The sequence below is a fragment of the Streptomyces sp. BV286 genome (genome assembly GCF_019090165.1).
GTDB lineage: Bacteria > Actinomycetota > Actinomycetes > Streptomycetales > Streptomycetaceae > Streptomyces.
Window position 1 is genome coordinate 87,419 of sequence record NZ_JAHRIB010000023.1, and the last position, 25,471, is coordinate 112,889.

Sequence of the window (25,471 nt, forward strand, 5' to 3'; positions counted from 1 at the left end):
GGGGCTTGACCGGAGCTGTCCGACAGATGCCCGATCTTCACTCGCAAGAGAGAGTTTCAGAACGGGACGTGGACGGAGGCACCGGATGACGGGGCTTAGGTTCGCAACGGAACCACAGCGTACGAGGGCGGTCCGGAGGGTGAGTGGTCGGTGGTGAACGGGAGCAGGCACAGGGGGCCGCTGTCGGTCGGCAGGAGGCCTTTGCTGGTCGGCGTGGGTGTGGCGGTCGTGGCGGGTACCGCGCTGACCGTCGGGCTCTGGCCGAGCGGCGACTCGGGCGAGCCCTCGACGCGGTGGCCCTCCGGCGGGCGAAGCGCCCTGGCACCGGAGCCGTCCCAGACCCCCACTCCGTCACCCGATCGGACGTATCCGCTGTCGAAGGCTCCCCGCACGATCCCGGCCGTACGGGAACACGTACCGGCCCGCGGGCCCGGCTGGCGGCCCGGGAAGGGCGGGCGGGTCGTCGTACGTGACGGGGCCCTCGCGGACGAGGGGCGGCTGCTCGCCGGGGAACTGGGGCTGACCTACGCGGGCTCCGGCGGGGCGCGGGCCGGGGACGTGGAACTCGGCCTCACCGACGAGGACGCGAACGCCGAGTCGTACACGCTGACCGTCGGGGACGGGCGGGTGCGGATCACCGGTGCGGCCGAGGCGGGCGTCTTCTACGGCACCCGCACGCTCAAGCAGGAGGTCCGCGGGAACGCCACGGCGCCCGAGGGGGTCGTCCGCGACTCGCCGGCGAAGCCGCAGCGGGGGTTCATGCTGGACATCGCGCGCAAGCACTTCACCGCCGGGTGGATCGAGGACCGGATCCGTGAGCTGGGCGACCTGAAGTACAACCAGTTCGGGCTGCACTTCTCCGACGACCAGGGCTTCCGGATCGCCTCCGACTCGCATCCCGAGATCGTGTCGAAGGAGCACCTGACGAAGGCCGAGGTGCGCCGCATCCTCGCGCTCGCGAAGAGCCGGCACATCACCGTCGTGCCCGAGATCGACTCGCCCGGCCACCTGGGCGCGGTGCTCGACGCGCATCCGGATCTCCAGCTGCGCAACGCCCGGGGTGTCGTCTCGCGGGGCGCGATCGACATCTCCAAGCCGGCGTCCGCGAAGATCGTGGACGACCTGCTGAACGAGTACGCGGGCCTGTTCCCCGGGCGGTACTGGCACCTCGGTGCCGACGAGTACCGGGCGCTGATGGTGTCGGACCCGGCGGCCTCCTACCCGCAACTGGCCGCCGCCGCGAAGGCCAAGTACGGGCCGGGCGCCGGGGTCGCCGACCTGACGACGGGCTGGCTCAACGACCGGGCGGACACGATGCGCGGGCACGACCGGACGCTGCGGGCGTGGAACGACGGGTTCTTCTCCGGGGGCACCGTCCCGGCCGCCGACGACATCCACGTCGCGTACTGGACGGGCAAGGAGATCGGCGCACGCCCGCCGGCCGAGTACCTGCGGGCCGGGCGCGAGGTGATCAACTACAACGACGAGTACCTCTACTACGTGCTCGGGCAGCCCAACGCCTTCGTCTATCCGACCGGACAGCGCATCTACGAGCAGTGGACCCCCCTCGTCCTGCGCGGGACGACGCCGGTGCCCCGGGAGTACGGCGACCAGATCCTCGGCGCGTCCTTCGCCGTCTGGTGCGACCTCTCGGGCTCCCAGACCCAGGACCAGGTGGCGGCGGGCGTCCGGATGCCGCTGCGGGCGCTGACACAGAAACTGTGGGACCCGCGGAAGCCGGCGCTGTCGTGGACGGACTTCAAGGGGCTGGCCGGGAAGCTGGGCTGAGGGCCGCCGCCCCCGACGGCCGCCGCCCCCGAAAGCCGCCACCTCGGCGGCGGCCGTCCGGGGGCCGGGGGCCGATTCCGAGTGGACGGGCGGGGCGCGTGAAACGTATGTTCCCCAGGCCGTGCGCGACTCCTGGGGAGGGGGCCGCCGGGCTTCTCCTTCCCGGCGCCCTGCCGGGCCTTGGCCACGCACATCCGGGGGACCGCTCACCCATGCTCTGCACGAACTGCCGTCAGCTCGCCGCGACGCCGGGCGGCACACTCTGCCCCCACTGCGCCGGTGCCATGACACAAGCGGCCCCACCGGGTCCCGCGCCCACGGGCCCGCCGTTCGCGGCCACGCCCCCGCTTCCGGCGTACGGCGCCGCTCCCGGGCCCGCTCCCGCGCCGGGGGCGTACGGCGGGGCGCCCATGCACCAGCCGCACGGACCCGCCTGGCTGCGGTCACCCGTCGGGCTCGGGAAGGCGGCCGCCGCGGCACTCGGGGTGGTCGTCGCCACCGACCTCTTCGCGCTCTGGGCCGACCTGAGGACGTACGACGTCGCGGACCGGCTGGCGAACGAGGGGTACAGCGCGGTGCTCCAGGCCGACGCCGACCGCGCGGACTCGGTCTACGCCGTGGCCGGGATCGTCCAGACGTCCGCGCTCGTCGCGGCCGTCGTCCTCTTCCTGGTCTGGTTCCAGCGGGCGCGGGTCAACGCCGAGGTGTTCAACCCCTTCGGGCACCGGATGAAGCGCGGCTGGACCTGCTGGAGCTGGTTCGTGCCCGTCGTCAACCTCTGGTTCCCGCGCCGGATCATGGTGGACGTGTGGGACGCGAGCAGCCCGGGCGGCCGGGCCGGGCACGGCCTGGTCAACGTCTGGTGGACGTTCTGGATCGTCTCGCTGATCGCCGGCCGGGCGGGCTTCAAGGCGTACCGCGACGCCGAGACGCCAGGAGAGCTCCGGGACGCCGTGGCCCAGGTGATGTTCGCGGACGCCGCCGACCTCGTCGCCGCCGTCCTGGCGGTCGTCGTGGTGCTCCGGCTCACCCGTATGCAGGACGACAAAGCACGTCACGGGCCCCTGGCCGCCGTGGCGTAGTTGCGGCGGCTTGCCCGTATCGGTGGCGAACTACCGTACGTTTGTGGTGTATTCGGCGCTGGCCGAACCGATACGGCGGGGGGAGCGGCATGGGCTACTGGGGGTATTTCGTCGTCGGCAGGAGCGAGCGGCCGCTCGCGGAGCTCGGCGCGCTGTCGGGGGCGTCGGGCATGACGCTGCATCAGACGGCGGACGACGGCTGGCAGGTGTGGGAGTACCCGAACACTCCCGACGGCACCGCCGGTGACGTCGGGAACATGAACGACCTGGCGGGGGAGACGGGCGCGCCCGCGCTCTTCGGGTACGTCATGGACAGCGACTGCGTGGTCGTCGAGGCGGCCGCGCCGGGCAGCGGAGCCTGGACGACGTGCCTGGACCGGGAGGCGATGGCCGGGTACCTGGGCGGGAACAAGGACGGGCTGACCGTCGACGACTTCTTCCTGGAACCGCACGACGCCCTCGCACGGGCCGTCGCCTGGGCCGCGGAGTCGGGCCGGGACGTCTCCGAGGAACCGGTCCTCGACGTGCTCACCTCCGACGCGGATCCCTCGGCCGAGATGCTTTTCTTCCGGTTCCTGGACCGGCTCGGAGTCATCCCCATGTAGATTTCGGCCATCTCGCAGTGTGACGATCCGGCCACTGTGCACGCAGTAAGGGGAAGTGCGGGCTCCGCAACCAGCGGCGGCCCCACCGAGGGAGGCGTGATGAGCCTGGTGGAACTGATCGCTCAGGCCGACGAACGAGGCCTGGCGGCCAGCGGTCTGGCGTGCCTGGACAGGTGCGTGCCCCTGTTGGGCGGCGACGACGAGATCCTGCGGCCCCTGTGGGCGAGCCTCGCCGAGCCCGGACCCGAGCCCGGGCAGGAGGACCATGACTGGGGCGAGTGCGTCGAACAGGCGCGCGCCAAACTCGACGTGTCCCCGGTCCCCGAGAGCGACCTGTCCGCCGAGGGCCGGGCCACCGTGCTGGCGCACCGCATGCTCGACGCCGCCCCCGTCGAGCGGACCGGCGCGAACCTCCGCGTGTGGGCCGACGCCTGCTCGGTGGCCGCACTGCAGATCCACCGCCTGCTCGACGCCGCCTCCGACGGCCCGTCCTCGGTGGCGGCCCGGCGCGAGGGCCTCACACAGGACATGTCACCCCTCGTCGCCGCCGAACTGCGCCGCCAGATCACCATCCTCGAACTGCTGTCGGCCCACGGCGTGGCCGGTCTGCGCCAGGCGCTCGGCCTCTCCACGGAGGGCCGGCGCGTGCTGCGTGCCGTCGTCTCCCGCCGGGCCCGCGGACGGGTCTAGCCCCGAAGTCCCCGCCGGGCGCGGCGAACCGCTTCCTGTGTGACCGTCCCGTGGGTGTCGCGCGAGCGGGCTGCGAGGGCTCTGCGCCCGTCCTGCGGCACTCCGGCGTACCGCCACGAGTCGGCGTGACGAATCCCGTCCGGGGCACGCTCTCGCAGGTGTGGACACCCCGTGGACAGTCATGAGAACCACGCCGGCCCTGCCGACCAGGCCCGCGGCCGCGACGAAGCCCCTCCGGTGGGCGGCGGACGCGGTCGCGGCGATGCGGGAAGGCGCCAGGCTCCGCCTCGACCACTCCACACAGAGCCTGTGGAGAGTCGACCGGACGATCGAGGAGATACGCCGGGACGGGGCGCCGTACGCCGCCGTCGAGCCCGCGCTGCGCGGCTTCGGCGCGTACGCGGGTGAGGTGATCGCCCGTCACACGGGCGCCGAGTGGCTGGACTCGGGCCGGGGCCCCCTGCTCCGTACCCCCGACGGGCGGATCTGGGACCCGGTGACCGAGGCGCGGCGCTGCTTCGAGGGGGACGGGTCCCTGCGCCTGCTGTGCCGGGACGCGGGCGGCTGAGGAGCACGCGGACACGCGGAAGGCCGGGGCCCTGTTCCGTACAGGGCCCCGGCCTTCGTTCGTCGCTGTTCGTCCGCCGGGCGGCTACGGGGCCAGGACCTGGCCCAGCCGCGCGCCCGCCGCCGTGCCCAGCTGGGTCACGCCGTAGTACGCCGACTTGGCGACGGAGACGCCCGAGGCCGTGCTCGGCAGGAAGAGCAGGGTGCCGTTGCCCGCGTCCTCGCCCTCGGTGCCGATGAGCAGGTGGGCGCGGCCGTGGCCGGAGAAGTCCGTCAGCGAGACGGACGAACCCAGCATGTCGTCCTTCTCCGTGGACCCGGCGATACCCGCCGTGTCCTGGGAGAACGAGAGCGATCCGGTGCCGGTGAGACCGGACGAGGTGCCCTTGAGGAGCCAGATCGCGCCCGCGTTGGACCGGTTGCTCGTACGGGTGATGTCCTCGTTCGGGGCGCCGGTGAGGACGTCCGCGAAGCCGTCGGCGTCCACGTCGCCCACGGAGACGGACCAGCCCATGGCGTCGCCCGACTCGGCGGCGCCCTCCACCCCGGCGGTGCCCTGGTGGATCGTCGTCATCCCGGTGGTGGTGAAACCGGTGGACGTGCCCGGGACCATCGTGACCTGGCCGCCGGCCTTGGCGCCGGACTCGGCGGTGTACGGCTGGCCGATGACGATGTCGTCGTAGCCGTTGCCGTTGACGTCGCCCGCGGCGATGGAGCGGCCGCCCTTGACGCTCAGCGTGGACACCTTCACCAGGCCCAGCGACCTGGAGCCCTTGAACCAGGTGATCTTGCCGGCGCCGGACGCGTCGCGGTAGTTGAGCGCCACGTCCGCGTAGCCGTCCCGGTTGAAGTCGCCGGACGCGGCGTCCGCGTACGCGAGGGCGCCGTCGGCGGTGGTGAGGTCACCGGCGACCTCGTGGCCGTCGTTGAAGCGGGCCGCCCAGTTGCCGCCCGTCCCGGTGGCCGCCGTGAAGACGTCCGCCTTGCCGTCGGCGTTGAAGTCGCCGACCGCCACCGTCGAGCCGAACCTCGCGGCGGCCGGCTCGTAGTCGTCGCCCAGCGCCATGGTGTCGGCGCCGGTGTCGAACTTCGGGCCGTACAGGATCGTCACCGCGCCGCGGTCCGCGTGGCCGGTCGTGTCGTCCTCGCCGGGGGCGCCGATCGCGACGTCCGCGAAGCCGTCGGCGTTGATGTCGCCCCAGGCCGTGGCCGCGCCCCACTGGTCGCCCGACTCGGCGGCGCCCGGGACCTCGGCGCTGCCCTGGTTGAGCTTCACCTTGGCGGCGGAGACGGGACCGTCCAGGCCGCCGGGCACGAGTGTGAGCCAGCCGCTGCCCTGCTTGGGCGTGGCGGCGATGACATCACCGATGCCGTCACCGTTGAAGTCGGCCGTCGGGACCGCGGCGTTCCTGCCGGGGCCGGACGCGTACCGGCGGACCTCGCCCAGCTTGGCGTACAGGTTCTTGCCGGGGCACAGGGTGGCGAAGCCGTCGCGGTGGCCGGAGACGGTGCTCAGCGTGGCCTGTTCGCCCGCCTTCCACACGCCCGTGTCGGCCGCGGCGGTCAGGGTGACCTGGCCGCTCGGGTTGCCTCCGTACTGGCCGAGCTTCCACGCGGCGACGCGCGCCACGGACTCCAGGGCCGCACGGGACGGCTTGCCCGCGGGCTTCGCCGGGGTGGTCGCGGTCGCGGCGGCACCCTCGAAGTCACCGAGGACGGCGATGCCCGCCGAGTCGCCGTTGAAGCCGTACGTGTGGGCGCCGCGCACCGGCAGGTCGCTGCCGCCCGCGCGGCCCTCGAAGACCCGGCCGCACTTGTCGACCAGGAAGTTGTAGCCGAGGTCGTTCCACTTCTCGGCCTCCACGTGGAAGGCCATGATGCCGCGGACCAGCGCCGGGGACTCGGCGCAGCTGTAGTCGTTCGTACCGACGGTGTGGTGGACGAAGACCGCGCTGACCTTCTCGATGTACTCCACCGGGTCCTTGACCGTCGACTCGTCGGCACCCCACTGGGCGCGCGGGACGATCAACGGCTGCGTCACGGTGGACGGCGGCGGGGACGGGACCGGGTCGGGGGCCGGGGCATCCTCCGAGGTGCTCTCGGTGGGCGCCGCCCGGGTACCGCCCGTGGGCTCCGTGCTGGACGACTTCGTCGACTCCGTCGGCGACGGGGAGCCGGAGGCCGGATCCGTCGCGGCCGGGGAACCGGTCGGGGAGCCGGTCGGGTCCCCGGCGACGAAGGCGGCGTTGTCCAGGGAGGTGCCCGAGGACGTGCCCAGTGCCTTGTTCCTCGCCTCGGCGGCGGTCACGCCCGGGTCCACGAGATTGACCTCGAGTCCCTTGGGCAGACCGGAACTCGCCGACCCGTCGGCGGCCACGACACGCGCCTCGACGCCGTCGCTGGGGCCGACCCAGAGCGGATCGGACGCGCCACGCGCGTCCTTGGCGCCCGGCTCCGCCTTGTCGACGGGGTGCAGCTCCAGATCCAGGTTCTGCCAGCCGGTCCAGTCGCCCGTGTCGAGGCTGCGGGTCCGTACCTGGGCGGTGCCGTCGAGCTCGGTCCTCGCCCCGGTCCAGGAGATGCCGAGCAGCGAGAACTGCTCGGTGCTCGTCCGCTCCACCTCGCGCCGGTCCGCGCCGTCGCTCCGCATCGCGAGCTCGTGCACCTTCACGGGCCGCTTGCTGCGCGCGGCGTCCACCGACGGGTCGGCGCTCGGGTTCGCGACGGCGTACGTCACGGCACCCGCCCCGCCCAGCACCACGGCCCCAATCGTCAGCCACGCTCTCCGCTTCATACTCAGCGGCTTGTACGCATGGGTCGTCCGGCGACTCAAATACCCCACCCCTAGAAAAGCCTCACAAAAAACCCACCCGTCACAGGGGTGGCTGCTTAATTCAGCGCTAATTCCTGACTAAACATCACCCAACAGTGGTGTGGGGTACGTCACTTAAGGATGCACAAGACATCTGAAGGGAGGAGATGGTTGTACGGGTTCCGGTGATTTGCCGTGTGACCCTTGTCACTTCGGTGACGTGTGACGTTCGGGGTGCCCGCCCCGCTTGGTCTTGCGGACCGGCCGTGGCTCTCGCGGCCCGGACGTGACCGAACAGGGGGCGCAAGCGGTGGAGAGGACGAGCGCGGAGCCGGAAGAGCGCACACGCGCGGGCCGGAGACTGCCGGCCGACCTGAGGATGCGGCGGCACGCGGCACAGTTCGTACGGGACGTCACGGCGCACAACCGGCTGCCGTTGGACTACTCCGTCGCGAGCCTGCGGGTGGTCGACTTCGTCATCGACGGACTGCGCAAGAGCGGCCGGGACCAGGCGGCCGTGGCCCATGTGCTGTTCGGGCTCGGGGTGTACGCCGGGGAGGTGCTGGTGCGGCGGGCCGGCGCCGAGTGGGTCGAGTTCGACCAGGGGCAGCGGGAGTTGTTCGGCCGGCCGGTGGGCGTACGGATGCCGGACGGGCGGGTGTGGAATCCGCTGGGCAAGGTCGTGAAGCGGTTCGAGCTGGGGGAGCGGGAGTCCCTGCGCACGTTCTATCTGCAGTTGCACGGGCGGGCGCGGGCGCAGGTCCCGGGGTCCGTGGGGGCGGACGGCGCGTCTGACGGGCTGTGACATTTCTGTGCCGCCCGGCGCAGATGGCCTTGAAGGTGGAGATGGCCTTGAGGGTGCAGAGCACGGCGAGCCGTGACGCGTGGCGCGGATTCGGTACGAACTCGGTGCGAACGAGGACAGTGTTGGGCCAGGGAGGGGAATCCCGCCGCGGGCGGCCGTCCGACGGGGAACTGGGCGCGGCCGTCGCGCGGGCCCAGGAGGGCGACGAAGCCGCCTTCGCGGTCGCGTACCGGATCGTGCAGCCCGGACTGCTCGGGTATCTGCGGGGGCTGGTCGGGGACGACGCGGAGGACGTGGCGTCCGACGCGTGGCTGGAGATCGCCCGGGACCTCGGGCGGTTCCGCGGGGACGGGGCGGGGTTCCGCGGCTGGACCGCGACCATCGCCCGGCACCGGGCGCTCGATCACCTGCGGCGGCTGAAGGTGCGGCCGCGGGCGTCCGCGCTCGAACAGGACCTGCACGACCTGCCCGGCCCCCACAGCACGTACGACCAGGCCCTGGAGTCCCTCGGCACGCAGCACGCCCTCGACCTGGTCGCGCGACTGCCGCGCGACCAGGCCGAGGCCGTGCTGCTGCGGGTGGTCGTCGGCCTCGACGGACCCACGGCCGCCCGTGTCCTCGGCAAGCGTCCCGGCGCGGTGCGCACCGCCGCGCACCGGGGGCTGAAGCGGCTTGCCCGTCGGCTCGGCGCCGAGGGTGTGACGGATGACGGCCCCCGGACGCTGGGGGAGTCGGGATGATCGGTAGGCGGCTTCTGGGCGGCGAGGGTGGATCGGGACATGGGTGAACGAAAGGGCGACGACGCCCGCCCGGACCGCCGCGCCCCGCACGTGGGGCGGGCCGTCCCGGCCGGGGGCCCCGGAGCGGCCGCCGGGCCGGTCGCGGGCGGTGGATCCGAACAGCCGTGGGGCCAGGGTGTGTTTCCCGTCACCGCCGGGAGCGGTGCGGCGGACCCTGCCGAGGAGCGTGCCCTCGCCGCGTTCCGGGCGGCGCGCGACGCGGGGGCGCACGGAGCGGCACGCACCCGGCGCCGGGACGACTGGCGTCCCGGCGCCGAGCGGCGGCACGGGTGGTCGGTGCGGACGACGCTGGTGGCGCTGGCGGCGAGCGTCACGCTCGGCGGGGTGGCGGTCGCGGCCATCGGCTCGGGCGGAGCGTCGCGTGACGCGGGCGAGGAGCGGGGCGGGCCCGTACCGGTGAGCAGCACTCCCGCCGACGCCGGTACGAGTGCGGGCCCCGGCGGGGCCTCGCCCGGTCCGTCCGGATCCGCGCGGGCCGACGGCTCCGGGCGTTCGGACGACGCGTCCGGCCGTCCCTCCGCCGCCGGGGACACCGAGGCGCACTGCCGCGCGTACGACTCCGTCAAGAAGAGGGGAAAGGCCCTCGACTCGACCGCCTGGCAGCGTCTGGTCGAGGCCGCGGGCGGTGAGGAGAACGTCGGGGCGTACTGCGCGGGCCGACAGGACCGCGCGAAAGGTGAGAAGGGCGCCGACAAGGCAAAGTCGGGCAAGTCTGCCGCAACGGAAAAAAGCCCTGGCAAGGGTGCCAGCAAGAGCGCGAAAGCCGTGAAGAGCGCGAAGCCGACGAAGACCCCGAAGAGCAAGAAAGGCTGAGGAGTCGGGAGCGCCGATCATGCCGATGGCAACGACCGGGGCCGCCACCCCCCACAGGAGAGGCCCCGGCCGTCGCGCGGCACGGGCCGCGCGGCGGCCCGTACTTTCCTCAGCGTCGGCGGTGCGTTTTGTGTCACACCCCTGGCCGGGACGAGGTGGTTGCATGTTGTACGGACATGGACGCGCCCCGGTTTCAAGCCGTAACGTGCATTTCGCGCCGGATGCGGGGCAGGACCGCAACCATCAACGAGAAACCACGACAGCGAGAAACCGGTCCGCGAGAGCGGCACCGGCCGGGCACAAAAAGGGGCGCGGTGCTGGGGGACGACGCGGAGCTGACCGCCGCGGTGCTTGCCGCACAGTACGGGGACGAGACCGCGTTCCGGACTGTGTACCGAGCCGTGCACCCACGGCTCCTGGGATACGTACGGACGCTGGTCGGTGAGCCGGACGCCGAGGACGTGACGTCCGAGGCCTGGCTGCAGATAGCCCGGGACCTCGAACGGTTCAGCGGGGACGCCGACCGCTTCCGCGGCTGGGCGGCCCGGATAGCCCGCAACCGCGCCCTCGACCACATACGCATGCGCGGGCGCCGCCCCGCGTCGGGCGGCGACGAGACCGAGCTCACGGGCAGGGCCGCCGAGTCCGACACCGCCGGTGAGGCCATCGAGGCCCTCGCCACGGACAGCACCCTCTCCCTCATCGCCCAGCTCCCGCAGGACCAGGCGGAGGCCGTCGTGCTGCGTGTCGTCGTCGGCCTCGACGCGAAGACCGCCGCGGACACCCTCGGCAAACGGCCGGGCGCCGTCCGCACGGCGGCGCACCGCGGTCTGAAACGGCTCGCGGAGCTGATCGGCACGGATCCGGAATCCGTCGGCTCCCTGAGCTCGGTACCTCCGCAGAGACCCCCGCACACGGAACCGCGTACCCGCGCGGTGACGTCCGCCGGTGTGACGCATACGCGTATCCGGACGCAGAAGGACATGTGATGTCCGACGAGCGCTGCGTCTTCCCGGGGGACGACACCCGGCCCCCCGGCCGGTGGCTGGACCGCGACGCGGCGGAGCGGCTGCTGCGGGGAGAGCCCGTCGAAGCCGCCGACGCCGCCACCCGCGCCCAGGCCGACCGCCTCGCGCAGGCCCTCGGCTCGCTGGGCGCGATGCCCGCCGTGACCGCGCCGACCAGCACCGAACTGCCGGGCGAGGCCGCCGCGTTGGCCGCCTTCCGGAAGGCCCGAAACGGAATGAACGGTGAGCAGGCGAGCCTCGGGCCCGCCGCCCGTACGCGCTCCTCGGCACCCTTCCCGTCCCCGGGCGCCTCCTCGGACGCGGGCCTCATCCACCTCGGCCGCCCCGCGCCGGACCGCCGCGCCCCCTCTTTCTGGGGCCGCCCGGTGCGCTACGGCCTCGCCGCCGCGCTGGCCGCCGGGATGATCGGCGGAGTCGCGATGGCCGCCACCGCCGGTGTGCTGGCCTTCGGCGGCGGTGAACCGGAACCCGGAGCGTCCCCGACGGTTTCCGTCACCCCGGAGCGCCCGCTCCCGTCGCCGCCCCCCGACAGACCCCGGGACGTCCCACGGCCCGAAGGCAGCGCCGGCGCCCCGGCCGACGGGAACACCACCCCGCGTGGCGACTCCCGCGGGGACAAGGGCACGGGCGCGGAGCCCGGCTCCGGCGACGGCCGGCGCGAGAACCGCCGGGCTCAGCACTGGGCCGCGATCGTGTCGGCCTGCCGGGACGACCGCGACGGCAAGAACCTCGAAGCGGAGCGCAGACGCAGCCTGGAGGACGCGGCGCACGGCGCCGAGCAGGTGAAGAAGTACTGCAAGAACCTCCTGCAGAACTGGAGTCGCCGCCACTCCGGCGACTGGGGCGACCCCCGGTCCGGGCACGGCGATCCGGGCAGGGACCACAGCGGCAGGGGCGACGGGCACGGCGATGACGGCGGCGGAGGCCGCGGAGACGATGACGGCGGCGGAGGCCGTGGTGACGGCGGCGGAGGCCGTGGAGACGATGACGGCCGCGACCGCGGTCACAGCGGCTCGCGCACGCTCCGGGGCGACGGGGCCAGGACCCACCGCGACGACGCGGCCGCCGGGCCCACGGGCTCCGTCTCCGCCCTGCCCTCGGTGCCGCAGGCCCCCGTACGCACCCCGGAACCGCACGTCAGCGCCCTGTCGTAACCTCCGGACCGGCCCGCCTCCAGGCCCTCGTCGCGTGCCTGAACTGCGGATTCGCCCCGGAGTCCGGCCCCGGCCTCCCGGGTGTGACGTTTTCAGCCGCCCCGGCGCAGTAGTAAGCGAGCCGACTGGTCATCGGCTGTCGCACGAGCCGGGAGTTCCCCCCGTACTCACGGCTCTGTGCACAAGGCGCGGGCGGGACACGTTCCCCCGGTCCCGCCCGCGCCCGCATCTTTCCGGCCACCGGGCGGTCACCAGGAGACGACGACCCTGTCGCCGTTCCTCACCTGCGCGAACAGCGAAGCGATCTTCCCCTCGTCCCGTACGTTCACGCAGCCGTGCGAGGCCCCGTAGTAGCCCGTCGCCGCGAAGTCCGAGGAGTAGTGGACCGCCTGGCCGCCGCTGAAGAACAGCGCGTACGGCATGGGCGAGTCGTAGAGCGTCGACACATGGTGCCGCGACTTGAAGTAGACGTTGAAGACACCCTCGCGGGTGGGTGTGGACTGCGAACCGAACCGCACGTCCATCGTCGAGACGGTACGGCCGTCGATCATCCAGCGCAGGGTGCGGCTGGTCTTGCTGACGCACAGCACCCGGCCGGTCATGCAGCGCGGATCGGGTTTCGCGGCCGGCTGGCCGCCGGACGCGTAGAGCTCCCACCTGCCCGGCTCGCGGGTCATCCGCAGCAGCCGCTGCCAGGTCACCGAGTCCGTCCTCCCGGTCCTCGGCAGGCCCCGCTTTCCCTGGAAGCCCTTCACCGCGGTGACCGTCGAGGAGTCGTACGTCCCCGTCGGCCCCTCGAACAGCCACTGGACCTGACGCAGCCGGGCCTGCAACTCCCGCACGTCCCTGCTCCGGTCGCCCCGCGACCACAGGACCTTCGGCTCGGGCCGCTCAGCGGGTTTCTTCCGCGCGGGACTCCTCTCGGCCGGCTTCTTCTCCGGCTTCTCCCCGGCGGGCTCCGGGGGTTTCGCGTCGGCGGGGGAGCGGCCGGCCGGCGACGACGCGCCACCCGGTGACCCGCTCGCCGACGGCTCGACGCTCTGGATGGTGCATCCGCTCACCGCGGCCAGCGCCGCCAATGCCGTCGCCGCCGCGACTGTTCTCCACATGCCTGGTGTACGCATCCGAACCCCCCGCTGCTCACCGAACCGGTTCTTCGGTGGGCCGTCGACGACGCCGGCGATGTGCCGTGGTGCCGTCTGAGATGGTTCCCGCGCGCGCCTGGTTGCGAACTACGCGGCGTTGTCGTGCGCGAGACCCGCCCAGGCTGCGAGGAAGTTCCCCCGTGCGAGACTTCACCCCATGCTGGGCATAACCGACCTCCCCACCTATCTCGTGGGGCTCGTGCTGATCGTGCTGCTGCCGGGGCCGAACTCGCTGTACGTGCTGTCCGTCGCCGCGCGGCGCGGCATCCGGACCGGATACCGGGCCTCCGCGGGGGTCTGGTGCGGTGACGCCGTGCTGATGACGCTGTCGGCGGCCGGTGTCGCGTCGCTGCTGCAGGCCAACGCCCTGCTGTTCGGGATCGTGAAGTACGCGGGAGCCGGTTATCTGGCCTGGCTGGCCTTCGGGATGCTGCGGACCGCCCGGGACATGTGGCGCAGCCGTCGGGAACCGGGCGGCACGGAGGAGGCCCCCTCGCCGGCCGCCGAGGAGCGGCCCTTCCGGCGGGCGCTCGTCATCAGCCTGTTCAACCCGAAGGCGATCCTGTTCTTCGTCGCCTTCTTCGTGCAGTTCGTGGATCCCGGATACGCGTATCCGGCCCTGTCCTTCGTCGTGCTCGGTGTCTTCGCCCAGCTGGCGAGCTTCCTCTACCTCAGCGCGCTGATCTTCGGCGGGACCAGACTGGCGGCGGCCTTCCGGCGGCGCAGGCGGCTCTCCGCGGGCGCCACCTCCGCCGCCGGCGCCCTCTTCCTGGGTTTCGCCGTGAAGCTCTCGGTCTCCAGCTCCGCCTAGGCCCTGCCGTCACCTTCCCGTCTGCCGGGCGGGGCCGCCGAGTCCCACGAGTGCCGCGTACTCCGCCAGCCCGTGTGCCGTCCGGCCCGCCCAGCCCACGTGGGCGTCGGGGCGGACGAGGAACACCCCGGAGCCGTACGCCTCGTACGCGGGGATACGGACCGTGCGGGCGCCGGGGAGATCCGGCACACCCGTGTCCGTGCCGACGGTGAGCAGCGTCCAGTGCGGGCCCCGGAAGGCGTCGAAGAGGCGTACTCCGGCGCGGATGCCGTCCGGTGCCCGGTCGCCCGCCCGGAGGGTGCCCTCGGGCAGGTCCGTGCGGGTCTCCACCGCGAGCGCGGTGCCCCGGTAGCCGAGGCCGAGCTGCTGGGTGGCCGCGCCGCGCCGGACCTCGCCGCGGTGGACGCCGGTGGAGAGGCCGAGCATCCGCGCGGCCACGGGCAGCCGCTCCTCCTCGTACGAGTCGAGGAGGGCGGCCGGGGCACCTTCCCGCAGTACGGCCGCGAGCTTCCAGCCCAGGTTGTAGGCGTCCTGGACACTGGTGTTGAGGCCCTGGCCGCCCGCGGGCGAGTGGACGTGGGCCGCGTCGCCCGCCAGGAAGACCCGGCCCTCCCGGAAGCGGTCCGCCATCGCCGCACGCGGCCGGAAGTCGGACGCCCAGCGGACCTCGGTCACGTCGTCCGGGGCGAGATGCGTCCGCGTGGCGACCAGCTTGCGGATGCCGTCGAGGGACAGGTCCGGCTGGGTGGCCGGATCCGTGAAGTTGCCCATCAGCTGGAAGTCCTGCGTGTGCGGCAGCGGGCAGATCGCCAGGAAGCCCTCGCCTCCGGCGGGCGGGAAGACGTGCCAGTTGTCGCGGTCGAGCCCGGTCACCCGGATGTCCGCGACCAGGGTCGGAGCCGGGTCCACGGTCTCACCGGTCATCGTGATGCCCAGGGCCCGCCGCACGGCCGAGCGGCCGCCGTCCGCGGCGACGGCCCAGCGGGCGCGCACCGGGGCGCCGGAGCCGAAGCGGGCCGTCACACCGTCGGTGTCCTGTTCGACGCCGACCAGCTCCCGGCCGAAGGCGACGCTCCCGCCCAGCTCCGCCAGGCGCGCGGCCAGGATCGACTGCGTCCGCCACTGCGGCACCATCCACGGGCCGCCCGCGTACGGTTCGGCCTCCGTCGCCTCCGTCTCGTCGAACATGCGGTGCTCGCCCTGGCGCCGCCCGTCCTGCCAGACCATTCCGACGGGGTACACGCCGCCCGCCGCCCGGATCGCGTCCAGTACGCCGAGGTCGTCGAAGACCTCCATCGTGCGGGGCTGGATCCCCTTGCCCCGCGAGCCGGGGAAGAGCGCGGCGGACCGCTCGACGACGAGTGCGCGCACCCCGCGCCGGGCGAGGTCGAGGGCGAGCGTGAGTCCGGTGGGCCCCGCGCCCACGATCAGGACGTCGGTCGTCGTGGCGTCCGGAACGCCGTCCATTTCCTTAACGCTGTTAAGTTTCATACGCCGAGGATCCCCTTAACGTTGTTAAGCTGTCAAGGGGGAACCGCCGGATAGGGTGCGACCGTGGCTGTGGGAAAGATCGACCGAGCGCTGGTGGCCGACACGGCGCTGCGTCTGCTGAACGAGACCGGCCTCGACGGCCTCAGCCTGCGTGCCATCGCCAAGGAGCTGGACGTCAAGGCTCCCGCCCTCTACTGGCACTTCAAGGACAAACAGGCGCTGCTGGACGAGATGGCGACGGAGATGTACCGCAGGATGGTCGCCGCTGCCCCGGTCGCCCCGGACACCCCGTGGCGCGAGCGGCTCCTGACGGCCAACCGCGGTCTGCGCACGGCACTCCTGAGCTACCGCGACGGCGCCAGGGTCTTCAGTGGCTCCCGCTTCACCGGCACCGAGCACGCCGTCGAGATGGAGGAGAACCTGCGCGCCTTCCTGGCCGCCGGGTTCACCCTCCGGCAGGCGGTGCGCGCCACCACCACCGCGTATCTGTTCACGCTCGGCTTCGTCACCGAGGAGCAGGGCGTGCATCCCCTGCCGGGGGAGCGCCGAGAGGGGTACGACCTGTCCGAGCGTGCCGAACTGCTCGCCGGGTTCCCCCTGTCGGCGGCCGCGGGCGCGGAGATCTTCGAGGGCTACGACGAGCGGTTCGAGGAAGGGCTCATGCTGCTGCTCACCGGAATCGAGGCACGCTGTGGAATCGCCTGAGACGCCGCCGCCGGCGGCCGGGGAACCGGCGGGGCGGGAACCGTCCGGCGAGGCGCCCGCCGGACGGAGCGAGGCGCCCGCCGGGGGGAGCGAGCCGCTCGCCGACTTCGTGCCCGACCCGGCCGCCCGCGCGGAACTCGCCCGCCGGATGTCCGAGCTCGCCGACCTCATCGACGAGGCCGGCGACGCGCTCGGCGAGATCCTGGAGGACGTTCAGCGCGGTTTCGACAGCGCCGAGCGCAGCCGCGGGGTGAAGCGGTCCTCGACATAGCGGTTCAGCAGCCGGGCCAGGACCAGCATCGTCAGGACCGTCAGCGGCATCGTCACGTACGAGGGGATGCCCAGACCCTGGTGGTAGGCCCTGATGGCGACCCAGCCCAGATGCTCGTGGACCAGGTAGAACGGGTACGTCAGCGCGCCGGCCACCGTCAGCCACCGCCAGTTCACGCGGTTCAGCCATCCCAGCGCGACCGCGGCGACCGCCACGAAGCCGAGGGTGACGACGAGGATGATGCCGGCCGAGCTCCGGTTCGAGAAGAACTGCGGGTCGGGCGGGTGCCACAGCTGCGCCACCGCGTAGTGCTGCCCGATCAGCCAGCCGACGCCCACGATGCCCCACGCGTACGCGTCCCGCCGGTCGCGGTGGACCAGGTAGAGACCGATGCCGCCGATGAAGAACGGCGCGTACTCGGGCATCAGGACCAGGTCGAGCAGCGGCTCCCGCGCCTCCTGGGCGATCACCGCGGCGAGCGTCCAGCCCGCGCAGAACAGGATCACGCGCTGCCGCGTCGCGCCCGGCAGGACCACACAGAGCGCGAACAGCGCGTAGAAGCGGACCTCCGCCCACAGCGTCCAGCAGACCCCCAGCACCCGGTCGGCGCCCAGCGGTTGCTGCATGAGCGTCAGGTTCACCAGCGCGTCACTGGGCGACACGGCCTCGTACACGACCACGGGCAGCGCGAAGACGGCCGTGACGAGGACGACCGCCGCCCAGTACGACGGCAGCAGCCGCGAGGCCCGCGAGGCGAAGAACGAACGCAGGCTCCGCCCCCAGCCGCTCATGCAGATCACGAAGCCGCTGATCACGAAGAAGATCTGCACGCCCAGACAGCCGTACGCGAACCACGTGTGCAGCGTGGGGAACTGGATCTGCGGCGAGGAGCCCCAGGCCCGGCTCACCTCGCCGTCCCGGCCGCCGTAGTGGTACGCGGCGACCATCAGCGCGGCGATCAGCCGCAGCCCGTCGAGCGCGCGCAGCCGCGGCGCGCGCTTCTGGGGAAGTATCCGAGGGGGGACGGGGGGCAGGGTGCCCGCCTCGGCGGTGGACGCCGGAGCGGGCGCCGATTCGACGAAACTCATCCCAGCGTGGCCCTCTTCAGGGAACGGGCGCGTCTGGCCACACGCCGTACGGTCGCGTTGCGCGGGATGAACGCCAGCTGGGCCGGCACCGCCCCGGGCAGCCCCAGCGAGGTGAGCCGCCGTCGCTTGAAGTAGCGCCAGGTGTGCGTGTCCAGACGCCGCGTCAGATAGAGCTCGGCGTCCGGCCGCGCGTCCGGGTAGATCTTGGACTGCATGGCGTAGCCCACGGCCCGTACCAGCTCGGACAGTTCGTCCGGGCCCATGCTCCGGCGCTGCTCGGTGACCGCCGCGCGGTCCGTCAGCTCCGGCAGCAGGGCGTCCACGATCGTGACCGGGACGCGGTTGCTGTTCTCGTACGGCGTGAGGCGTTCCAGGAGCGGCCCGGTGCCGATGCGGGCGACGGGCAGACCGTACAGCGCGGAGGCGGTGAGCAGCGCGGTCGAGAAGCAGCCGACGACCAGCGCGGGACGCATCCGCTGGTAGAGCACCTCGGCGAGGACGGGGGTGTCGAGCACCGTGAGATCGGCGCCGATCCGCTCGGCCTCCTTCTCCAGGGCGCGCGACCAGCGGGCGGGCGCGCTGGGGTGCGGCTTGAACACCACCCGGTCGTGCCCGAGTTCGACGGCGCCCCTGAGCATCCGTACGTGGAGGTCCTCCTCCTCCTCGGCGGTGAGGATGCCGAGGGCGGAGAGGTACTGGCCGAGCAGCAGGGCCGGTTCGTCGATCGCGGGCAACGCGTCACCGGTGTCGACGAGTTCGGTGAGCACCTTCGAGAAGGCGTCCGTCGGTACGAGTTCCGGCGGCACCCCGAACTCGGTGAGCAGCAGCGGTGTCAGCCCCGGCACCAGGTCGAGATGGAGGAGACGGTCGATACGTGTGCCGACCAGCGGGTCGATCTTGCTGCGGGTGGGGCCGTAGCTCATCAGGCCGTCCGCGTAGACGGTGACGGGCGCGCCCGTGAAGATCTGTGCGACGCCGAGCGCCGGATTGACCTGGATCGACTCGACGACCAGCTCGACGTCGTCGTCGCCGAGACCCCAGGCGAGGCGCAGATGCCGCTCCCACAGCGGCACGTCGTCGGGCCGCGGGGCCCAACCGCCCGGGTGGAAGGGGGAGATGGTCTCGTTCCACGAGATCACGTCGTCGAACCGGCCGCGCAGCTGCTCGAACCCGGGCATCTCGTCGACCCCGGGTGTCGTCTCGGGCGTCGCCGAGTTGTTGGACACGAGCAGCACGCGCCGGTCCGCGGGGCGGAAGCAGTCGGCGTCGACGGCCGCGGCGAGCGTCGCCGTGCCGTACAGCGTCGACGCCATGAAGATCCGGGTGGTCACGCGGTCACCCCCGCGGCCGCCGGACGGCGGCGCAGCCGGCGCAGCCGCGTCGCGCGCTGTATGTCCATGGAGTCGAGGGCGTCGTCGAGGACATCCTGCGGCATACGCCGCAATGCGACGGCACTCATCGATTTCAGTTTCCGTGCCACTGGTGGCTCGAACCTTTCGATGGATCCCAGATGATGGGAAATAATCGCACAGTAGGTCCGGACGGCTTTCGGCAGGAGTTTATCCGCGTCCCGGTCCTGCGCCGTTTCGCTTACCACCTGGTCGAACGCGCGAATGAAATCCAGCTGCCGTACGTCACCGATCTGCGTCAGTGAGGAGGCGACGCCGCGCCGGTAGAACACACCGAGCAGTCCCACCGCGGCGAACGATTCCGCCTCCCGGTGCAGCCGCCAGATCCACGGCCGGTCCTCGGCCGTGCGCAGCCCGTCGGTGAAGTGCAGCAGGCCCCGGTCGGCCAGCCGGCGGTGGTAGATGCCCGCCCACGCGTACGCGTAGTCGACGGACGTGGAGCGGTCGGCGGGCAGGATCGCCTCGCGCGGATCCAGTACGACGCCGCGCCTGCCGTGCGGGACACGGTGGACGGTGCGGGCCCTCGCGGTGCACTGGACATGGTCCGTGCGGACGAAGTCGCACCCCAGGCCCTCGATGGCGGCGAGGAGTTGCCCGTAGTACCCGGGGGCGAGCCAGTCGTCCCCGTCGAGGAACGTGAGGTACTCGCCACGCGCCGCGTCGATGCCCGTGTTGCGCGCGGTGGCCAGCCCTCCGTTCTTCTCGTGTCTGACATGCACCGCACCCGGGAGCTCGCGCTCCGCGCGCGCGAGGATGTCCGGTGTCTCGTCGCGGGAGCAGTCGTCGACGAGAATGAATTCGAAGTCGTCGCGTGCGTTCGCACGCAGACTCCTCAGGGTGTCGGGCGCATATTGCTGCACGTTGTAGAACGGCACGATGACGGAGAGCTTGACCACCCACGTGACGTTAGGCGGCGGCCCGGCATTCGTCTTGACCCCCGGTGAGATGCCAGGTGAACGACGCGTGGCGGAATGGTGAACCAGGCTTTTTGGCAAGCCGATCCGGGGCCGATTCGCCATTCGGCGACGTGCTGTTAACCCTTTGTTGCTTTCAGGTTGGGCCGGGGATCGAAATGGCTTCCTAGCGTCTTGGGTGTGCCAGCAAGTACCAAGAAGTCCCTGCGAGTGGCCGTCCTCGCCGATTCCGACACCCGGTGGAAATGGGGCGCGCTCACCGCGAACCGTATCGCACCGGCCGATTCGGACATCAGGCTCGACGGCTACCTCCTGCGGGGCCGTGCGACCCCCACCGCCCGCCAGCTCGAAGAGGTCGGCGTCCGCGCGGACACCCTGCGGGAGGTCACCGCCGGGGAGTTCCTGCGGGAGATGTCCGGCGCGCGGTCCGCGTACGACGTCGTCGTGCTCTCCCTCGTCGGAGGCGGCGTCCAGGCGATGCTGCACGGGCTCTCCCACCAGTGGCGGGAGCGGTCCGCGACGGGCGGCGCGAAGCGGCCCGTGGTCGTCACCGGCTATGTCGGCGTCGTCTACGAGAAGCTCGCCGACGGGCTGCTGCTGCGGCACGGCGCGGATCTCGTCCTCGCCAACTCCCGCCAGGACGCGGACCGTTTCACCGCCGTGTACGAGGGAGTGGGCGCCGACGCCTCCTCGGTGACCGAGGTCGCGCTGCCGTTCCTCGGCGGCGACCCGTACGAGAAGCGCGACCCGTCCGCGAAGCAAGGGCGCGGGCCCTACACGGTCGTCTTCGCCGCGCAGCCCTCCGTGCCGGAGAGCCGCAAGGACCGTACGTACCTGCTGAACCGGCTCGTGCAGCACGCCAGGCTGCACCCGGACCGCGAGGTCCTGCTGAAGCTGCGCTCCAAGCCGGGCGAGCACACCACGCACATCGAGGAGCAGCCCTACCAGCGCCTCGCGGAGCGGATCCCGGGCGGCCCGCCCGCCAACTTCCGCCTCGTGTACGGGCACATGGGCGAGGTCCTCGACCGCACCGACCTGCTCGTCACCATCAGCTCCACGGCGGCGCTCGAATCCCTGCACCGCCGGATCCCCACCGTCGTCCTCACCGACCTCGGTGTGCGCGAGTCGCTCGGCAACCACCACTTCGTGGGCTCGGGCTGCCTCGCCTCCTGGGACCAGCTCGACGCCGGGCACGGGCCGTCGCCCGACGAGGAATGGGTGGCGCGGCAGGGCGTCGCCGCCGGGGGCACCTCCCGGACGGAGTCCGGGCAGGGCTCCTACGAGACGGCCTTCGACGCGGCGCGCGAGCGCATCGCCGGCCTCCTCGGCCGGGACGAACTCCCCGGCCTCGCCCCCTACTACACGCCCGCCACCGCGCCCGGCTATCTGCCCGGCATCCTCGCCCGCCACCACCTCGCCCCGGACGGCAGCCCGCTGCCGGGCGCGCCCGACGCCGACCGGGAGCCGGGGGCCGTGCGGCAGATCGTGCGGCGCGCCGCGCGGGGTGCCTACCGGCACGGGGTGCAGCGGGTGGCTCCGGTCATCCGGCGGATGGGGGAGCTGTGACGTTCCGCTCCGCGGCGGGGGCTGCTGTGAACCCGCGGGTTCGTCGTGGCTGGGCACGCAGTTCCCCGCGCCCCTTCGGGGGCGCCGTACGGCGGGCCCCCTACACGCGACTGCCAACCAAGGAGTACAGCGAATGACCAACTCGGAAGCGGGACGGCTCAAGGCAGTGCCCCGTGTGCTCGCGGTGATTCCCGCGCGGGGCGGGTCCAAGGGCGTGCCCGCCAAGAACCTGCTCCCCGTCGGCGGCGTACCGCTGGTCGCCCGCGCGGTGCGCGAGTGCCGTGCGGCCCGGCTCGTCACGGACGTCGTGGTCTCCACCGACGACCAGGCCATCGCCGCCGCCGCCCGCGAGGCCGGCGCCGAGGTCGTGCTGCGGCCCGCCGCCATCGCCGGCGACACCGCGACCTCCGAGGCGGCCGTCCTGCACGCCATGGAGGTCCACGAGGCACGGCACGGCTCCACCGTCGACGCCGTACTCCTCGTGCAGTGCACCAGCCCCTTCATCGTCCGCGAGGACATCGACTCGGTGGCGGGCGCGGTCGTGGAGAACGGCGCGGACACCGCGCTGACCGTGGCGCCCTTCCACGGCTTCATCTGGCGGGACGCGGACGACGCCCCGGCCGCGGTCGACACCGGGCGCACCCGGTCCGTCGGCGGGTCCGTGGCCGTCGCCGACGCCCCCGCCACGGACGGCGGACACGGGGTCAACCACGACAAGTCCTTCCGCCCCCGCCGCCAGGACCGGCCCCAGGACCTCCTGGAGACCGGCGCCGCCTACGCCATGGACGCGGCCGGCCTGCGCGAGCACAAGCACCGCTTCTTCGGCCGGACCGAACTCGTCCGCACCGACCCCGCGCGGGTCCTGGAGATCGACGACCCGCACGACCTCGCCCGCGCCCGGGCCCTCGCGCCGCTCTTCGACGCGAACCGGCCCGGCGCCCTCCCGACCGCCGAAGACATCGACGCGGTCGTCCTCGACTTCGACGGCACCCAGACCGACGACAGGGTGCTGATCGACTCCGACGGAAAGGAGTTCGTCTCCGTGCACCGCGGGGACGGACTCGGCATCGCGGCCCTCCGCAGGAGCGGCCTGTCGATGCTGATCCTCTCCACGGAGCAGAACCCGGTCGTCGCCGCCCGCGCACGCAAGCTCAAGATCCCCGTGCTGCACGGCATCGACCGGAAAGACCTCGCGCTGAAGCAGTGGTGCGAGGAACAGGGCATCGCGCCCGAGCGCGTGCTCTACGTCGGCAACGACGTCAACGACCTCCCGTGCTTCGCCCTCGCCGGCTGGCCCGTGGCGGTCGCGAGCGCCCACGACGTCGTACGCGGCGCCGCACGCGCGGTCACCACCGTCCCCGGTGGCGACGGCGCGATCCGAGAGATCGCCAGCTGGATCCTCGGCCCCTCTCTCGACTCCCTCGACAAGTAAGGAACTTCCTCACCATGAGCACCAACTCCCGTCTGCGCACGTTCGGTTCGAAGACCGCCGGCCCGGGTCACCCCGTCTACGTCGTCGGTGAGATCGGCATCAACCACAACGGCGACCTCGAGAACGCGTTCAAGCTGATCGACGCGGCCGCCGAGGCCGGCTGCGACGCCGTGAAGTTCCAGAAGCGCACCCCGGAGATCTGCACCCCGCGCGACCAGTGGGACATCGAGCGCGACACCCCCTGGGGCCGCATGACCTACATCGACTACCGCCACCGCGTGGAGTTCGGCGAGGACGAGTACCGCCAGATCGACGAGTACTCCAAGTCGAAGAACATCGCCTGGTTCGCCTCCCCGTGGGACACCGAGGCCGTCGCCTTCCTGGAGAAGTTCGACGTCCCGGCCCACAAGGTCGCCTCCGCGTCCCTCACCGACGACGAGCTGCTGCGTGCCCTGCGCGACACCGGCCGTACGGTCATCCTCTCCACCGGCATGTCGACCCCGAAGCAGATCCGCCACGCGGTCGAGGTCCTCGGCAGCGACAACATCCTGATGTGCCACGCCACGTCGACCTACCCGGCGCAGGCCGAGGAGCTCAACCTGCGCGTCATCAACACCCTCCAGGCCGAGTTCCCGAACGTCCCGATCGGCTACTCCGGCCACGAGACGGGCCTGCAGACCACGCTCGCCGCGGTCGCCCTCGGCGCCACGTTCGTCGAGCGCCACATCACCCTCGACCGCGCCATGTGGGGCTCCGACCAGGCCGCCTCGGTCGAGCCGCAGGGCCTGACCCGCCTCGTCCGCGACATCCGCACCATCGAGGCCTCCCTCGGCGACGGCGTCAAGAAGGTCTACGAGTCCGAGCTCGGCCCGATGAAGAAGCTGCGCCGCGTCTCGGGCGTCGTCGCCGAGGCCGAGATCGCGGCGGCCGCAGGCGAGCCGGTCGCGGTCTGAGCCAGTCCCATCCCTTCCGAATCCAGGGAAGCGACGGTCGTACGTCGATGAGTCCCCGCGCCGGGTCCACCGGCCCCCAGTCACCCGCCACCCTGGCTTTCGTCGAGAGCCCGGTGCAGCTCCTGAACGTCCTGGAGTGGGCGCACGCGCACGCCCTGAGGGCGGCCGCCCTCAGGATCACGGGCGAGACGCCCGGCCCCCCGGGCCCGGAACTGGGGGCCGGCAGGCCCGGCCCAACCGGCAGGTTCGGCCGGTCCGGAAAGCCGGGCGGGGCGGGCAGGTCCGGCAGGTCCGGCGGGGCCAGGCCCGACGAGGCCGGGGCCGGACTCACCCTCGTCGTCCTGTCGCCCACCGACCCGATGACCCGCGGGCAGCTCCGGCGCATGGCCGAGCTGGCCCGCGACGAGGGCTACGCGGTGCGGTGGGAGGAGGCGCGGGGCGGTGCGACCGCGCCCTTCCACACGGTCGGCGGGCTCGCACCCCTGCTGCGGCGCGCGCGGCGCATCGTCATGGGCGACCCGTTCTCGCGGTACGTGCAGCTGCTGCTGAACATCACCGGCGCCCGCGATCTCGTGGTCGTGGACGACGGGACCGCGACCATGGAGTTCGTCGCCCAGCTCGCCCGAGGTGAACGGCTGGTGCGGTGGCACCGGCGCGGCGGGCGCCCCGGGGCCCGGGACCTGGTCTTCGCGCCGGTCTCGGCCCGGGCCCGTCGCCGGCTCACCCCCGGCACCGGACGGCGGGTGGAGGTCTTCTCCTCCATGCCGATCACCGAGACGCCCGAGGGCGTCACCATCACGGCCAACGACTTCGCGTGGACCCGGGCCCGGTTCGGCCCTCCCCGCATCACGAAGGGCGCCGACCTGGTCGGGACGTCCCTGGTGGAGACAGGGGTGGTGGACCCCGACCGGTATCTGGAAGCGGTGCGGGGGCTGGCCGCCACGCACGGCGCCACCCGGTACTTCGCCCACCGCAGGGAGAGCCCGGAGAAACTGCACCGGCTGGCCGTCGAGACCGGCCTGGAGATCGTCCGGCCGGACCTCCCCCTCGAACTGATCGCCAGGCGTGGCCCCATCGGCCGTACGATCCTGAGCTTCCCGTCGACGGTCGTGCACACGCTGCCGCTCGCGCTGGCCGGTACCGAGGTCAAGGTCGCCGTCTGCGACATCGACCCGGCCTGGCTCACCGAGAGCGCCTCACCGCGCGCCCAGGGTTTCCTGTCGGGCGTCACGGGCTCGGCGCGCGACGTCCACCGCCTGTCGGCGGTCACGGCCACCTGAGGCCCGCCCCGCGGACGGCCGCCGGTCTCTCTCCGTAGCGGCCCGCACCCGTTTCCGTGCGGGCCCTGTCCGGCAGATGAACAGAACCGGTGCGGGGTCCGTATGCGTGGTATGCGTAGAGAGCCTGTTCCCGGGAAGCCGGGAATGGGCGTCGTCATTCGGAGGTTTTCCCGGACGTGACGCCGGATCCCGGTCCCGCCGGGCCCGGTTCAAGATCCAATAGCCCGGAAAGCCGGGCGAGTTTACCCATCCCAGTCAATAT

23 protein-coding genes are annotated in these 25,471 nt (G+C 72.5%); 17 read left to right on the forward strand and 6 right to left on the reverse strand.

The window, feature by feature from the left end:
* Positions 1-201: 201 nt before the first annotated feature.
* The 5 genes from KUF83_RS02390 (at position 202) to KUF83_RS02410 (ending at position 4,733) form a co-directional block, all read left to right on the forward strand.
* Positions 202-1,788, forward strand: coding sequence for a glycoside hydrolase family 20 protein (locus KUF83_RS02390; RefSeq protein WP_217452809.1), 1,587 nt, complete (start codon positions 202-204; stop codon positions 1,786-1,788).
* A 410-nt stretch (positions 1,789-2,198) separates the two neighbouring features.
* Positions 2,199-2,870 (forward strand): DUF4328 domain-containing protein, encoded by a 672-nt coding sequence (locus KUF83_RS02395; protein ID WP_254643250.1) that lies wholly within the window; start codon positions 2,199-2,201, stop codon positions 2,868-2,870.
* 89 nt (positions 2,871-2,959) lie between these two features.
* Positions 2,960-3,475 (forward strand): hypothetical protein, encoded by a 516-nt coding sequence (locus KUF83_RS02400; RefSeq protein WP_217452811.1) that lies wholly within the window; start codon positions 2,960-2,962, stop codon positions 3,473-3,475.
* Between the two features lie 99 nt (positions 3,476-3,574).
* Positions 3,575-4,165 carry a hypothetical protein gene (locus KUF83_RS02405; RefSeq protein ID WP_217452812.1) on the forward strand — a complete coding sequence of 197 codons (591 nt, stop codon included), beginning with the start codon at positions 3,575-3,577 and terminating at the stop codon, positions 4,163-4,165.
* 181 nt (positions 4,166-4,346) lie between these two features.
* Complete coding sequence (locus tag KUF83_RS02410) at positions 4,347-4,733, forward strand: hypothetical protein (protein ID WP_217452813.1); 387 nt, start codon at positions 4,347-4,349, stop codon at positions 4,731-4,733.
* Positions 4,734-4,817: 84 nt separating this feature from the next.
* Here KUF83_RS02410 and KUF83_RS02415 read toward each other — a convergent pair whose 3' ends face one another.
* A complete protein-coding gene (locus KUF83_RS02415) occupies positions 4,818-7,526 on the reverse strand; it encodes an FG-GAP-like repeat-containing protein (protein ID WP_217452814.1) in 2,709 nt (902 codons plus the stop codon).
* A 328-nt stretch (positions 7,527-7,854) separates the two neighbouring features.
* Between KUF83_RS02415 and KUF83_RS02420 the strand changes: the two genes are divergently transcribed.
* The 5 genes from KUF83_RS02420 (at position 7,855) to KUF83_RS02440 (ending at position 12,144) form a co-directional block, all read left to right on the forward strand.
* On the forward strand, positions 7,855-8,349 hold the full coding sequence (locus KUF83_RS02420; RefSeq protein ID WP_374105956.1) for a hypothetical protein: 495 nt from the start codon (positions 7,855-7,857) through the stop codon (positions 8,347-8,349).
* Between the two features lie 122 nt (positions 8,350-8,471).
* Positions 8,472-9,089 (forward strand): RNA polymerase sigma factor, encoded by a 618-nt coding sequence (locus KUF83_RS02425; protein ID WP_217452815.1) that lies wholly within the window; start codon positions 8,472-8,474, stop codon positions 9,087-9,089.
* 39 nt (positions 9,090-9,128) lie between these two features.
* Positions 9,129-9,962: a hypothetical protein gene (locus KUF83_RS02430; protein ID WP_217452816.1), complete on the forward strand. Its 834-nt coding sequence runs from the start codon at positions 9,129-9,131 to the stop codon at positions 9,960-9,962.
* A gap of 314 nt (positions 9,963-10,276) precedes the next feature.
* On the forward strand, positions 10,277-10,951 hold the full coding sequence (locus KUF83_RS02435; protein WP_217452817.1) for an RNA polymerase sigma factor: 675 nt from the start codon (positions 10,277-10,279) through the stop codon (positions 10,949-10,951).
* The gene (locus KUF83_RS02440; RefSeq protein WP_217452818.1) at positions 10,951-12,144 is read left to right on the forward strand and encodes a hypothetical protein; all 1,194 of its coding nucleotides are present in this window, start codon (positions 10,951-10,953) and stop codon (positions 12,142-12,144) included. The genes KUF83_RS02435 and KUF83_RS02440 overlap by 1 nt, the downstream gene beginning before the upstream one ends.
* A 248-nt stretch (positions 12,145-12,392) precedes the next feature.
* On the opposite strand, the gene KUF83_RS02445 is transcribed toward KUF83_RS02440, so the two are convergent.
* Positions 12,393-13,268, reverse strand: a complete 876-nt coding sequence (locus KUF83_RS02445; protein ID WP_254643251.1) for a L,D-transpeptidase family protein — start codon at positions 13,266-13,268, stop codon at positions 12,393-12,395.
* A gap of 178 nt (positions 13,269-13,446) precedes the next feature.
* Here KUF83_RS02445 and leuE point away from each other — a divergent pair, with 178 nt between their 5' ends.
* Complete coding sequence (gene leuE / locus KUF83_RS02450) at positions 13,447-14,100, forward strand: leucine efflux protein LeuE (protein WP_217452819.1); 654 nt, start codon at positions 13,447-13,449, stop codon at positions 14,098-14,100.
* 9 nt (positions 14,101-14,109) lie between these two features.
* Here the strand turns inward: leuE and KUF83_RS02455 are convergent, their stop codons facing one another.
* The gene (locus KUF83_RS02455; RefSeq protein WP_217452820.1) at positions 14,110-15,591 is read right to left on the reverse strand and encodes an FAD-dependent oxidoreductase; all 1,482 of its coding nucleotides are present in this window, start codon (positions 15,589-15,591) and stop codon (positions 14,110-14,112) included.
* A 63-nt stretch (positions 15,592-15,654) separates the two neighbouring features.
* On the opposite strand from KUF83_RS02455, the gene KUF83_RS02460 reads away from it, so the two are divergent.
* Positions 15,655-16,296, forward strand: a complete 642-nt coding sequence (locus tag KUF83_RS02460) for a TetR/AcrR family transcriptional regulator C-terminal domain-containing protein (RefSeq protein WP_217452821.1) — start codon at positions 15,655-15,657, stop codon at positions 16,294-16,296.
* Entirely contained in the window at positions 16,283-16,567 is a 285-nt protein-coding gene (locus KUF83_RS02465; protein WP_217452822.1) for a hypothetical protein, read from the forward strand. The genes KUF83_RS02460 and KUF83_RS02465 overlap by 14 nt, the downstream gene beginning before the upstream one ends.
* Here KUF83_RS02465 and KUF83_RS02470 read toward each other — a convergent pair.
* The 3 genes from KUF83_RS02470 to KUF83_RS02480 are packed head-to-tail and all read right to left on the reverse strand — an operon-like array spanning position 16,510 to position 19,960.
* Positions 16,510-17,655, reverse strand: coding sequence for an acyltransferase (locus KUF83_RS02470; RefSeq protein ID WP_217452823.1), 1,146 nt, complete (start codon positions 17,653-17,655; stop codon positions 16,510-16,512). The two genes, KUF83_RS02465 and KUF83_RS02470, sit on opposite strands and share 58 nt — an antisense overlap.
* Positions 17,652-18,986 (reverse strand): alpha-2,8-polysialyltransferase family protein, encoded by a 1,335-nt coding sequence (locus KUF83_RS02475; RefSeq protein ID WP_217452824.1) that lies wholly within the window; start codon positions 18,984-18,986, stop codon positions 17,652-17,654. The genes KUF83_RS02470 and KUF83_RS02475 overlap by 4 nt, the downstream gene beginning before the upstream one ends.
* Entirely contained in the window at positions 18,983-19,960 is a 978-nt protein-coding gene (locus tag KUF83_RS02480; RefSeq protein WP_217452825.1) for a glycosyltransferase family 2 protein, read from the reverse strand. Before KUF83_RS02480 ends, KUF83_RS02475 begins: the two co-directional genes overlap by 4 nt.
* A 198-nt stretch (positions 19,961-20,158) precedes the next feature.
* Between KUF83_RS02480 and KUF83_RS02485 the strand changes: the two genes are divergently transcribed.
* The 4 genes from KUF83_RS02485 to KUF83_RS02500 all read left to right on the forward strand — a co-directional run bounded on the left by KUF83_RS02485 (position 20,159) and on the right by KUF83_RS02500 (position 25,209).
* A complete protein-coding gene (locus KUF83_RS02485; protein WP_217452826.1) occupies positions 20,159-21,544 on the forward strand; it encodes a DUF6716 putative glycosyltransferase in 1,386 nt (461 codons plus the stop codon).
* Between the two features lie 133 nt (positions 21,545-21,677).
* Positions 21,678-22,976, forward strand: a complete 1,299-nt coding sequence (locus KUF83_RS02490; protein WP_217452827.1) for an N-acylneuraminate cytidylyltransferase — start codon at positions 21,678-21,680, stop codon at positions 22,974-22,976.
* A gap of 14 nt (positions 22,977-22,990) precedes the next feature.
* Positions 22,991-23,929 carry an N-acetylneuraminate synthase family protein gene (locus tag KUF83_RS02495; protein ID WP_217452828.1) on the forward strand — a complete coding sequence of 313 codons (939 nt, stop codon included), beginning with the start codon at positions 22,991-22,993 and terminating at the stop codon, positions 23,927-23,929.
* A gap of 47 nt (positions 23,930-23,976) precedes the next feature.
* Positions 23,977-25,209: a hypothetical protein gene (locus KUF83_RS02500; protein WP_217452829.1), complete on the forward strand. Its 1,233-nt coding sequence runs from the start codon at positions 23,977-23,979 to the stop codon at positions 25,207-25,209.
* Positions 25,210-25,471 lie beyond the last annotated feature (262 nt).